The sequence below is a fragment of the Stagnihabitans tardus genome (assembly GCF_009925085.1).
Taxonomy (GTDB): domain Bacteria; phylum Pseudomonadota; class Alphaproteobacteria; order Rhodobacterales; family Rhodobacteraceae; genus Stagnihabitans; species Stagnihabitans tardus.
The window spans coordinates 14,075-27,388 of the sequence record NZ_JAABNR010000033.1 but is presented as its reverse complement, the minus strand read 5'-3'; the positions used below and the strand labels follow the sequence as shown (position 1 = coordinate 27,388).

Below are 13,314 nucleotides of genomic sequence, written 5' to 3'. Positions count from 1 at the left end.
CCTCCTGATCATCCTGCCGAAGTCGGAGGCAACACCCTCTGGGCGATCACCCGCCGCCAGTCCAGACCTTCGAACAGAGCCTCGAACTGTGCCCGCGACACCCGCATCACCCCGTCCTGAACCTTCGGCCAGGCAAAGTTGCCCTGTTCGAGGACCTTGTAGGAGCCTTCGATGGTCATTTTCTCTGGGTGAAATGGCCACCTTGTGGCCCCAAGGCGTGTTTCGGAGATTTCGGTCTATATATTTCAATGGCTTGCGGTGCGAGGAGAGCAGCCAGTGGACGATAATTTTTGGGTCCGACAGCTGACTTCGGCCTGCACTGCCTGACGATGCCGCAAGGCGCAAGGCAGGCGGGGCCCTGTCGCAGATCTTTCACGATGCGGAACCCGTCGATTGCTTGCGCGCGGCCTCTTCGACCGCCATCCGGAAGGCCAGGCGTCCTGCATTCATCGGGCCCCCGAAAGAGCCCCCCGCGCGGACCGCTTTTCTCCAGCCATTCCCCTCTCCCGGACCAGCCCTCGTCGCTGGTGGCATAGCAGGACAGCGTGATCTCGCCCGCATGGCCGGACATGGGGCGCAGCCCCCGGGCATGGGCCGTGTCCAGCGCGTCACCCGGGACAGGGAAGGGCAGAGGTCCGGGCGGGCCTGGCCCGGGAAATCGGCCTGGTCGGGGGCGGCTCGATGCCCTGCGCAAAGCGCGTCGTCGTGCCTGCGCCTGGGCTTGTGCCCTTCCGCCCCGGTCGGCAGCCGGCAAGCCTGCGTGCCGAGCTTTCGGTTCAGCCCGGCCAGATGGGCCTGCGCATCCGGGAAGGAGACCATCGGAGCCGGGTAGCGGTCACTGACCCGCAGGAAATGGTCATCTGCCATCGCCGCATTGGAGGCCGGGAGCTTGAAGCGCTTTTCGGCCAGCGCTTGCAGGAGGGCATCCTTCGTCCCGGCGCTTGCGATCCGATCTCGGGGCCTTTGGCCATTGCAGCCGCCGTCGTCCACAAGGGCCGGCCGTTTTGACGGACCGGACCCAGGCCAACAGGGCAGGCGTTCAAATTGGCTGAAATACTCACGGGGTTTCCAAAGGGGAGCGTGCTCCCCTTTGGCGCGGGGGTCCGGGGGGCGCGAAGCCCCCCGGCTTTCTCAGAAGAACCCAAGCTTGTTGGGGTTGTAGCTGACCAGCATGTTCTTGGTCTGCTGATAGTGGTCCAGCATCATCTTGTGGGTCTCGCGCCCGATGCCCGACTGCTTGTAGCCGCCGAAGGCCGCATGGGCGGGATAGGCGTGGTAGTTGTTGACCCAGACCCGGCCGGCCTGGATATCCCGGCCAAAGCGATAGGCGCGGGTGCCGTCGCGGGTCCAGACCCCGGCGCCGAGGCCATACATCGTGTCATTGGCGATCGCCAGGGCCTCGGCCTCATCCTTGAAGGTCGTGACCGAGACGACGGGCCCGAAGATCTCTTCCTGGAAGACCCGCATCTTGTTGTGGCCCTTCAGGATCGTCGGCTGGATGTAGAAACCCTCGGACAGATCGCCGCCCATCCGCGCCGCATCGCCACCCACCAGCACCTCGGCACCCTCTTCGCGGCCGATGGTGAAGTAGGACATGATCTTGTCATGCTGCTGCTTGGAGGCCTGGGCGCCGACCATCGTGTTCATGTCGCGCGGGTCGCCCTGCTTGATCGCCTTCACGCGGGCAATGCAGCGCTCCATGAAGCGGTCGTAGATGTCTTCCTGGATCAGCGCGCGGGACGGGCAGGTGCAGACCTCGCCCTGGTTGAAGGCGAAGAGGACGAAGCCCTCGACCGCCTTGTCCAGATAGGCGTCATCGGCGGCCATCACGTCACTGAAGAAGATGTTCGGCGACTTGCCGCCCAGTTCCAGCGTGAAGGGGATCAGGGCCGCCACCGCGCCCTCGGCCACCTTGCGGCCCGTGGCGGTCGAGCCGGTGAAGGCGATCTTGGCGATGCGGCCGGATTTCACCAGCGCGTCGCCCGCCTCGGCGCCATAGCCGTTGACGATGTTCAAGACGCCCGGCGGCAGGAGGTCGGCGATGACCTCGACCAGGACCATGATGGCGGCAGGGGTCTGCTCGGCCGGCTTCATCACGATGCAATTGCCCGCCGCCAGCGCAGGCGCCAGCTTCCAGGCCGCCATCAGGATCGAGAAATTCCACGGGATGATCTGGCCCACGACGCCCAGGGGCTCGTGGAAGTGATAGGCCACGGTGTCATTGTCGATTTCCGACATCGAGCCCTCTTGGGCCCGCAGCACGCCCGCGAAATAGCGGAAATGGTCGACCGACAGCGGGATATCGGCATTCACCGTCTCGCGGATCGGCTTGCCATTGTCCCAGGTCTCGGCGGTGGCGATGAGTTCCAGGTTCGCCTCGATCCGGTCGGCGATCTGCAAGAGAATGTTCGAGCGATGCGCGGCCGAGGTCCGCCCCCAGGCGTCCTTGGCGGCATGGGCTGCGTCCAGGGCCAGGTGGATGTCGGCGGCGTCGGACCGCGCCACTTCGCAGACCTTGGCGCCGGTGATCGGCGTCACGTTGTCGAAGTAGCGGCCATTGACCGGGGCCACGAACTGGCCGCCGATGAAATTGTCGTAGCGGTGCTTGAAGGGCGAGCCAACAAGGCCGGCTTTCTGGGTCATCTCGTTCATCTGGGTCCTCCCTGGGGTCGCCTCCATGCGACCCGATGAAGGAAGCCTGCGCCGCGCCAGGGGATTCGGGCAGGGGGGGGCAGGAGCGGCCCGGGCCCGACTGTCTCAGGCGTGAGACAGTTTGCGGTGGAAAGTGGCGCGGCTGATGCCAAGGGCGCGCGCCGTGGCGCTGGCATTGCCGCGATGGCGTGCAAGCGCACGGCGCAGCGTGGCGCGCTCGGCCCCGACCAGGTCATGGTCGGTCAGGCCCAGAAGGTCGGCCACGGGCTGACCCAGGCCCGTCAGCCGCAGATGGTTGCGCGCGGCGCGGGTGGCGCCGGTCACCAGCTCGTCGCCGTCGCAGGCCAGGAGAGCGCCCTCGACCCCCGGCACGATCAGGATGCGGTCGCGGGGATGGGCGGCGCGGAAGAGATCGGCCTCGATGCGCCGCGCGGCCTCGGCCACGCCCTGGGCGATGAGCCGGGTCAGGCCCTCGGTCACCTCGGCCCGGGCCGAAGAGACGTCCAGGACGGCGGCCAGCGTGCCTTCGGCGCCGAAGATCGGCGCCGACATGCAAGACAGCCCCGTGTTGCGGGTCAGGAAATGCTGGTCGCGGTGGATGGTGACGGGGCGGGCCTCCACCAGGCAGGTGCCGATGGCATTTGTGCCCTGGGCGGCCTCCGTCCAGCGCGTGCCGGTCCACAGCCCCCAGCCGGCAAAGTCCGGGTCGTCGCAGGGCGCGCCACAGCGGTCCAGCGCGATGCCCTCGGCATCCGACAGGATCACGCAGGCTCCAAGCCCGCCCACGGTCTGGAACAGCCGCTCGATCGCGGGGCGCGCGAGGGACAAGAGCGGCCCGGAGCGGTCGCGGGCCATGCGAAACTCGCCGTCGGTCAGGCGCTCGTCACCGCGGCGCTGCGGGTCGAGCCCATGGAGCCGCGCCGACCGGCTCCATGAGGCGACCAGCGCCGACCGCGCCGCCTCGCCCCGCGTCAGGGCTTCGCTCACCTTTTCGGCATGGGTTGTGCGTGCCATCCCGCCCTCCCGATCCGGGGGCCTCCCCCCATTCCCGCGCCCACCATGGCGGCAAGACGGCCGCAGGGTCCAGCGCGACAAAGGTCTTAAGGCGAGGTCCTGCCCGGCGGGGGCAAGCCCGGCGGAGGGGGCGCCGGGGCGATGCGCAGGCTGGGCGAGGTCCGGTCCCGGACCGGCGAAAAGCTCGATCTTTAGCGAGAAAGGGCAGGGCGTTAACCGCGAATGCCGCGGGATTTAACCCGGTCTTAGAGCGGCCCGTTGCCTGATTCAGGAACGCACCGTTCAACCCGATCGCCCCGCCCTGCCACCGCCACGACCTGACCCTGTCCAAGGAACCGCTTGAACAATGGCCAAGACCCAACTCCAAGGCCCGGTGCGCTCATGCCGCCTCCGGATGCCCTGGCCGTCGCATGGGGTGATCCATGGCGACGGTTAATGGAGGCTCGGGCAATGACAACCTGGCCGGAACCAGCGGCGCCGACACGATCAACGGCAATGCGGGCGAGGATACGCTTTACGGCGGCACGGGCAGCGACACGTTCTATGGCGGCACGGGCAACGACAAGCTCTATGGCGGCGACGGCACCTGGGACGACCTTTACGGCGGCGACGGCAACGACACGATCACCTCCTCGGGCATGGACGAGGATTATGCCTGGGGCGATGCGGGCAATGATTCCATCACCATGTCGGATGGGATCAACCTGATCTATGGCGGGACCGGCAACGACACGATCTCGGCCCTGGGCGGGGCGGACAGCATCTATGGCGATGCGGGCGACGACCAGGTCTATGGCGGATCGGGCAACGATTATGTCGAACTGGGCGATGGCAACGACAATTTCGGCGACTGGAACAACGACAGCGGCGACGACACGATCTATGCGGGCATCGGCAACGACTATCTGATCGGGGCTGCGGGCAACGATCAGCTTTGGGGCGATGCGGGCGACGACACGCTTTCGGGCGGGGCGGGCAATGACACGAGCTATGGCGGCACGGGCAACGACTGGCTCTGGGTCACAGAGGATCACAATTCCGACGTCTATTACGCCGGCGAAGAGGCGGGTGACCAGGACAGCATCACCTTCGGCACCTGGATGGGGACCCATGGGGCCAATGTCTCGCTGACCGGCAGCGGCGACGGCACCTATGCCTATGCCGGCGCCGGACAGGCCTCGGGCAGTTTCACGGGCATCGAGGCGATCTTCACCTCGACCTATAACGACACGGTCAATGCCGGGGCCGATGCCACGGGTCTGCGGATCGAGACCTATGCCGGGAACGACAGCGTCACCGGCGGCACGGGCAATGATTCCATCGACATGGGCGCCGGGCAGGACACGGCCTATGGTGGGGCGGGACATGACACGCTGGCGGGCGGCACGGGCAACGACCTCTTGTCCGGCGGCACGGGCAACGATGTCTTCCTTGTCCGCGACGATGGCGAGACCGATACGATCGACGGCGGCACCGGGAATGACGCAATCAGCTTCGTCTCGGCCACGACGGCGCAGGGGGTGCAGGTCACCCTGACCGGGGCGGGGGCTGGCAGCTATGATTACGTCGGCACGGTGGGTGCGGGCAGCTTCTCCGGTATCGAGGCGCTGAGCCTGACCGACTATGCCGACACGGTCGCGGGCTCGGGCAGCACCCAGTCCATGATGATCGACGGCGGCGCGGGCAACGACAGCCTCTTGGGGGGGACGGGCAACGACACCTTCTACGGCGGGCTCGGCGACGACACGATGGGCAGCGCGACCCTCGCGGGATCGGACCTGGTCTATGGCGGCGCGGGCAACGATGCCTATTTCGGCGGCGCCGGTGCGGATACGGTTTATGGCGATGCCGGTGATGACCGGATCGAGGGTTCGGGCGGCGCCGACCTGATCTATGGCGGCGATGGCAACGACACGATCGTGGGTTATGACGCGCTGGGCATCGTCACCGGCAGCACCACGGTCGATGTCGATGATGCCGCCGCCAACACGATCCATGGCGATGCGGGCGACGACCGGGTCATGGGCGGTTCTGGCAACGAGCTGCTTTACGGCGGCACGGGCAACGACACGGTCGAGGGCGGGGCGGGCAATGACACGCTCTCGGGCGAGGAGGGCAACGACCTCTTCCTCGGCGGCGATGGCGATGACCAGATGGCCGGAGGCGCCGGGGCGGACACGTTCTATGGCGGCACGGGGCAAGACAACCTCGACTATTCGGCCTCGGGCGCGGGGGTCACGGTCAACCTGGCCACGGGCGCGACCTCGGGCGGGGACGCGGCGGGCGACAGCATCGTTTCGGGGGTCGATGGGATCACAGGCTCGGCCTATGCCGACAGCCTGACCGGGTCGGATTGGCAAGGCTCCAGTGGCGGAGATATCTATACCACGCAGCTTTACGGCGGGGCGGGCAACGACACGCTGACGGGCAATGCGGGCAACGACCTGCTTTACGGCGGGGCGGACAACGACACGATCTTTGGCGGCAAGGACAGCGACAGCATCCAGGGCGATGCGGGCGACGACAGCGCCTTTGGCGGCTCGGGCAGCGACACGATCCTGGGCGGGACAGGCAATGACACGCTGCGCGGCTTGTCGGGGGCCGACACGGTCTATGGCGAGGCGGGCAACGACCAGGTCCTGGGCGAGAGCGGCAACGACCTCCTGGACGCGGGCGATGGCAACGACACGGTCTGGGGCGGGTCGGGCGCGGACCTCGGTTATGGCGGCCTGGGCAACGACAGCCTTTCGGGCGACGGGACGAGCTTCGTCACCGCGCAATATCCTTCGTCGGGCGGGTCGGACACGACGGGCAGCTTCACCAACAACGCGCCGTTCTCTGTCGATATCTACCGGATCCAAAGCGACGGGTCCGCCGTCAAGTACATGACCCTGGCGCCCGGACAGTCGGTCACGGCCAGTGTCGGCTCGGCCTGGAACTATTATGTGACCGAGGCCGGCAGTGCCACGCCGCTGGAGCTGATCATCGGCGAGGCCAACCAGGCGACGAGCTTTGGCGAGAGCTTCAACGACACGCTCGATGCGGGCGCGGGTGACGACACGATCACCGGCGAATATGGCAACGACCTGATCTATGGCGGGGCGGGCAACGACCAGGCCTTTGGCGGCGCGGGCAACGACACGATCTATGACGGCGCGGGGCTGGACACGATCTATGGCGGGGCGGGCGATGATCTCATCGACGATGCCTCCGGGTTCGATTCCACGGCGGATGCCACCACGGCCTTTGGCGATGCGGGCAACGACTATATCGCGGGCACGGCTGCGGGCGACCTGCTATACGGCGGGGCGGACAATGACACGATGTCCGGCGATGGCGGCAATGACGTGGTGGAGGGCGGCACGGGCCAGGACCTGGTCTATGGCGCCACGGGCGACGACACGCTGCGCGGCGATGCGGGCAACGATTGGCTCTATGGCGGGACGGGCAATGACAGCCTGGACGGCGGGGCGGACAACGACACGCTTTACGGCGATGCGGGCAATGACACGCTGATCGGCGGCACCGGCACGGACCGGGTCGATTACAGCAGCTCGGGCGCCGGGGTGACGGTGAACCTGGCCACCGGGACCGGGAGCGGGGGCGATGCGGCGGGCGATACCTATTCGGGGATCGAGAATGTCACCGGCTCGGCCCAGAACGACAGCCTGACGGGCGATGCGGGCGCCAATGTGCTGGACGGTGGCGCGGGCAACGACACGCTGGCGGGCGGGGCGGGAGCCGACAGCCTGGTGGGCGGCACGGGCACGGACACGGCCGATTACAGCGGCTCGGGGACAGGGGTCTCGGTGAACCTGGCCACCGGGGCGGCCTCGGGCGGGGATGCGGCGGGCGATACGCTTACGGGGATCGAGAATCTGACGGGTTCGGGAAGCGCTGACACGCTGACCGGCGACGCGGGCGCCAATACGCTGATCGGCGGGGCGGGCAATGACAGCCTGACCGGCGGGCTCGGCAATGACAGCATCGACGCCGGGGCAGGAGACGATGTCGTCAGCGACGACCTGCAGGGCAGCACGCTGCCGGCCGGGGCCGATACGATCGACCTGGGCGATGGCAACGACACCTTCTCGGGCACGGGCCGGGGGCCCGCCGACACCGACCTGGTCTATGGCGGCCTGGGCAACGACAGCATCGCGGTCCTGCAATCCTGGGACACGGTCTATGGCGGGGCGGGCGATGACACGATCTCCACCACCGACGAGGATACGCAATACGGCGACCAGCTTTACGGCGATGCGGGCAATGACCGGATCACCGGGGCCAATACCAACGACCAGCTTTACGGCGGGGCCGACAACGACGCCCTCTTCGGCGGGAGCAACAGCGACACGCTGGATGGCGGGACGGGCGATGACACGCTGGTGGGCGGCACGGGGGCCGACAGCCTGACGGGCGGATCGGGCAACGACCTTCTGTCCTATGCCGGGTCAAGCGCCGGGGTTTCGGTCAACCTGGGCACCGGGGCCACCTCGGGCGGGGATGCGGCGGGTGACACGATCTCGGGCTTCGAGGCGGTGCTGGGCTCGTCCTTCAACGACACGCTGACGGGCGGCACAGGCAATGACAGCCTCTCGGGCGATGCGGGCAACGACACGATCGCGGGCGGGGCCGGGGCGGATACGCTGTCGGGAGGCGATGGGACCGACACGCTGGACTATTCGGCCTCGGGCGCGGGGGTCTCGGTCAACCTGGCCACGGGAGCGGTTTCGGGCGGGGATGCGGCGGGGGACAGCATCTCGGGCTTCGAGGCCGTCCTGGGCTCGGGCTTCGACGACACGCTCACGGCGGCCTCGGGGTCTTCGGTCTATGGCGGGGCGGGCAATGACAGCCTGATCGGCAGCGGCGGGCCGGATTCGCTTTATGGCGGCACGGGCAACGACGTCTTCGTCCTGTCCAGCAACGACGTGATCGACGGCGGCAGCGGGACCGACACGCTGCAGGCCACGGCGGGCAGCACGGCCGAGACCGTGGTCTTCGATGCCGCGGGGGGCGGCACGGTTGGCGGGTCCAGCTTCCAGGGGATCGAGGTCTTCGTCTCGGATGCCGGCAATGACAGCTATGACGCCACCCTGGCCAGCGGCGATCTGAACATCCAGACCGGGGCGGGCAATGACACGATCCGGGGCGGATCGGGCAATGACAGCCTCTTTGGCGGCGACGGCAACGACCTGATCTCGGGCGGGGCGGGGGCCGATCTCTTGTCGGGCGGGTCGGGCAGCGACACGCTGGATTACAGCGCCGAGACCTCGGGCGTGACGGCCGACCTGATGAACGGCTTCGGCTGGACGGCCTCGGGGACCGACACGATCTCGGGCTTCGAGGCGGCCATCGGCAGCGCCTATAACGACTATATCGCGGGCACCGGTTCGGTGAACGACACGCTTTACGGCGGGGCGGGCGATGACACGCTGCGCTCGCGCGGGGGCGACGACCTGGTCTATGGCGGGACGGGCAACGATTCGCTGAACGGGAACGAGGGCAACGACAGCCTCTTTGGCGGCGATGGCGACGACCGTTTCGTGCTGGACGGCGCCTTCAACAGCGACACGATCGACGGCGGCAGCGCGGGCCAGACCACGGGCGACACGCTGGACATGTCGACCCTGACCACGGCCGCCGTCGTGACCCTGACCGGCTCGGAGGCGGGCAGCCTGACCTCGGGCGGCCATGGCGCCACTTTTGCCGAGATCGAGAACTTCGTCCTGACCGCGCAGGGCGACAGTTTCGACGGCGCGGCGGGCAGTGCCGCCGTCTCGGTCGAGGGGGGGGCGGGTGACGACACGCTGACGGGCGGGGCGGGCAACGACCAGCTTTTCGGCGGGACGGGCAACGATCTTCTGACCGGAGGCGCGGGGGCGGATCTCCTGTCGGGCGGCACGGGCACCGACACGGCCGACTATTCGGGCGCCTCGGGTCCGATCACCCTGGACCTGGGCACGGGCTCCGGGTCGGGCGGGGATGCGGCGGGCGATACGCTGAGCGGGATCGAGATCCTCGTGGCCTCGGCCCATGATGACACGGTGACGGGCGGGGCAGGGGATGACCAGGTCTATGCCGGGGCCGGAAACGACGTGGTCGAGGGCCGGGCCGGGGCCGACACGATCCACGGCGGCGCGGGGGACGACCGGCTGAGCGGCGACGGCGCGGGGGCCCCTTCGGGCGGCGCCGACACGCAGGACCTGCTGTATGGCGAGGCGGGCAATGACACGCTGTCGGGCGATGCGGGCGACGACGTCCTCTACGGCGGCGACGACAACGACAGCCTTTCGGGCGGGACCGGGGCGGATACGCTGTCGGGCGATGCGGGCAATGACCAGCTTTCCGGCGAGGCGGGGCAGGACAGCCTGACGGGCGGGCTTGGCAACGACAGCCTCTATGGTGGAGACGATGCCGATTCCCTGGCGGGCGATGCGGGCGACGACAGCCTTTATGGCGGGACCGGGGGCGATGCGCTGGACGGGGGGACCGGCGATGACAGCCTCTTTGGCGATGACGGCAATGACACGCTTTACGGCGGAGAGGGCGCCGACGCGCTGGAGGGCGGGGCGGGCACCGACAGCCTGACGGGGGGCCTTGGCAACGACAGCCTTTCTGGCGGGGCGGATGGCGACTGGCTTGCGGGCGAAGTGGGCGACGACCTCTTGCAGGGCGGCACCGGGGCCGACAGCCTCTTCGGCGGCGATGGGGCCGACACGATCGAGGGCGGCGACGATGCCGACTGGATCGAGGGCGAGGCGGGCGATGTCATCCATGGCGGCGAGGGTGGCACTGACAACGACACGTTGAGCGTCGGCAATGTGCAGTCGATCGCCTATGGCGGAGGCGATGACGAAAGCGGGGTCATCACCTTTTACGGCGGCGGCACGCTGAGCTTTGACGGCATCGAACAGGTCATGGTCGTCACCATCGTCGATGGCACCGGCGGCGACGATGTCATGGGCGCGGGCTATACCGATGTCCAGGGCGACCAGATCGACGGGGCCGATGGGCGCAACGACACGATCCGCGGCTTTGGCGGCAACGATTCCATCCAGGCCGGCGACGGCGACGACGATGCCCATGGAGGCACGGGCAACGACACGATCGAGGGCGGGTCGGGCAATGACACGCTGGAGGGCGAGACCGGGGACGACAGCCTTTTGGGCGGCGCGGGGCGCAACCTCTTGCTGGGCCAGGACGGCAATGACACGCTGCTGGCGGGCGACCAGGGCGACACGCTCTTCGGGGGCGCGGGCGACGATCTTGCCACCGGCGGCGCGGCCGCTGACCAGATCTCGGGCGATGCAGGCAACGACACTTTGCTGGGGCAGGCTGGCGATGACCTGGTGGATGGCGGGATCGGCGCCGACCTGATCCAGGGCGGCGATGGCAACGACACCCTCCTGGCCGGCGATGGCGCGGTCACCGACACGGTCTATGGCGGGGCGGGCAACGACCTGATCGAGGGCGGAGAGGGCAACGACGCCCTTTACGGCGATGCGGGCGACGACACGATCGACGGCGGGCAGGGCGATGACACGATCGAGGGCGGAACCGGCACGGCCTCGATTGCGGGCGGGCAGGGCAACGACCTGGTCCTGGGCGATGCGGGCAGTGACACGCTGGCGGGCGACGCGGGCAACGACACGCTGATGGCGGGGGCGGGGGATGACAGCGTCTCGGGCGGGACCGGGACGGATGTGATCGATGCGGGCGATGGCAACGACACGCTGTCAGGCGACGCCGGAGAGGATTCGCTGACGGCGGGGGCGGGGGACGACCTCACCTATGGCGGCGACGGCAACGACACGCTTCTGGGCGGGGCGGGCAATGACACGCTTGATGGCGGGACGGGCAACGATTACCTTTCGGGCGACGAGGGCAATGACCTCCTCGATGCCGGAGAGGGCGACGACATCGTCTCGATCTGGGACGGGCAGGGCAATGACACGCTCTTCGGCGGGGAAAGCGCGGGCGACACGGATGCCTTCTGGCTGGATGCCAATTCCGGCGGCGCCACCGTCACCTTTACCGGGGCCGAGGCCGGGACCTATGCTTTCGACGCGGGCGGGGGCGGCAGCTTTGCCCAGATGGAATTCATCTGGACCACGGAGGGCAACGACGTCATCGACGCCAGCGCCGCCTCGGGCGGGGTCAATGCCGATGGCTTCGACGGCAACGACACGCTTCTGGGCAGCGCTTACGGCGACACGCTGGGCGGGGGCGCGGGCAACGACCAGCTGACCGGCGGCAGCGGCAATGACCTGATCTCGGGATGGTCGGGCACCGACACCGTGATCTTCTCGGGCCCGGTCGAGGATTACAGCTTCGGCCGCAGTCCCACGGGTGGGCTGATCGTCACCGATGGCGTGTCTGGGCGCGATGGCACCGACACGGTCGAGGGCGCCGAATATGTGACCTTCGACGGCGTCACCTATCGCCTGGTCGAGGGCGACGACGGGTCCAACACCACGCTCCAGGGCCCCAATGGCGAGCCCGCGCTGATCATCGCCCATGACGGCAACGACTGGGGCGGGGGCCATGCGACCTCGGATGCGATCTTCGGCGGGGCGGGCGACGACACGCTGGACGGCGGGGACGGCAATGACACGCTGGTGGGCGAGGGCGACAACGACCTCCTGCGCGGCGATGGCGGCGAGGACCGGATCTTCGGAGGCACCGGGGCCGATACGCTTCAGGGGGGCGCGGACAATGACGCGCTTTCGGCCGGCGATGACGATGACCGGCTGGAGGGTGGGGCGGGCGACGACAGCCTGACCGGCGGCGCGGGCAATGACCTTTTCGTCGTCGAGACCCAGCCCGGCCATGACGTGATCACCGATTTCGACCTGGGCGATGGCGATGCCGATGGCTTCACCAATGACCAGCTCGACGTCTCGGCCCTGACCGATGGCCAGGGCAACCCGATCAAGACCTATGACGTGGCGGTGACCGACGATGGCAACGGCAATACGATCCTCAGCTTCCCGGGCGGCGAGCAGGTCACGATCCTGGGCCTCTCGCCCGCAGCCGCCGCCGCTCCGGGCCAGCTTTACGCCATGGGCATCCCCTGTTTCGCCCAAGGCACGATGATCCTGACCTCCGAGGGCGAGCGCCCCGTCCAGGACCTGGCGCCCGGAGACCTGGTGATGACGGCCAGGGGCCCGCGGCCGATCCTGTGGCACGGGACACGGGCGCTTGGCCCCGAGGTCCTGGCCGATCTGCCGCATCTGCGCCCGATCCGCCTCCAGGCGGGCCGCTTCGGCAATCTGCGCGACCTGACCCTCTCGCCGCAACATGGCATCGTGGTGGGCGACCGGCTGATCCGCGCCCGCCACCTGGCCGAATGGGCGCCGGGTGCGCGGGTGGCGCGGGGGATGACCCGGGTGACCTATCACCATCTTCTCTTGCCCGAGCACGGCCTGATCCGGGCCGAAGGCGCCTGGAGCGAGAGCTTCTATCCCGGCCCCATGGCTCTTGCCGCCCTGACCGAGGCCGACCGCCTGGCGCTGTCCCGCCTGGTCCCGGGCTCCTATGGCCCGCGCTGCCTGCCCCTGGCCAGCGCCGCCGAGGCGCGGGCGATCCTGGCCCGTCTCCCCGCGCTCTGACCCCCCCCTTTTTGCAAGGCCCGCCATCATTCCCGTT

General features: G+C 68.5%; 5 protein-coding genes. 2 read left to right on the top strand and 3 right to left on the bottom strand.

Translation table 11 applies throughout. The features are described 5' to 3' along the window. Positions 1 to 8: 8 nt before the first annotated feature. Positions 9 to 179 carry an IS66 family insertion sequence element accessory protein TnpB gene (gene tnpB, locus GV832_RS19540; RefSeq protein ID WP_168776564.1) on the bottom strand — a complete coding sequence of 57 codons (171 nt, stop codon included), beginning with the start codon at positions 177 to 179 and terminating at the stop codon, positions 9 to 11. A gap of 610 nt (positions 180 to 789) precedes the next feature. Here tnpB and GV832_RS19535 point away from each other — a divergent pair. After that, positions 790 to 1,008 carry a hypothetical protein gene (locus tag GV832_RS19535; RefSeq protein WP_168776563.1) on the top strand — a complete coding sequence of 73 codons (219 nt, stop codon included), beginning with the start codon at positions 790 to 792 and terminating at the stop codon, positions 1,006 to 1,008. Positions 1,009 to 1,131: 123 nt separating this feature from the next. On the opposite strand, the gene exaC is transcribed toward GV832_RS19535, so the two are convergent. After that, entirely contained in the window at positions 1,132 to 2,652 is a 1,521-nt protein-coding gene (exaC, locus tag GV832_RS19530) for an acetaldehyde dehydrogenase ExaC (protein ID WP_168776562.1), read from the bottom strand. 105 nt (positions 2,653 to 2,757) lie between these two features. Beyond that, positions 2,758 to 3,666, bottom strand: coding sequence for a GAF domain-containing protein (locus GV832_RS19525; RefSeq protein WP_168776561.1), 909 nt, complete (start codon positions 3,664 to 3,666; stop codon positions 2,758 to 2,760). Between the two features lie 422 nt (positions 3,667 to 4,088). Here GV832_RS19525 and GV832_RS22455 point away from each other — a divergent pair, with 422 nt between their 5' ends. After that, positions 4,089 to 13,277, top strand: coding sequence for a Hint domain-containing protein (locus GV832_RS22455; RefSeq protein WP_168776560.1), 9,189 nt, complete (start codon positions 4,089 to 4,091; stop codon positions 13,275 to 13,277). Positions 13,278 to 13,314: the final 37 nt, after the last annotated feature.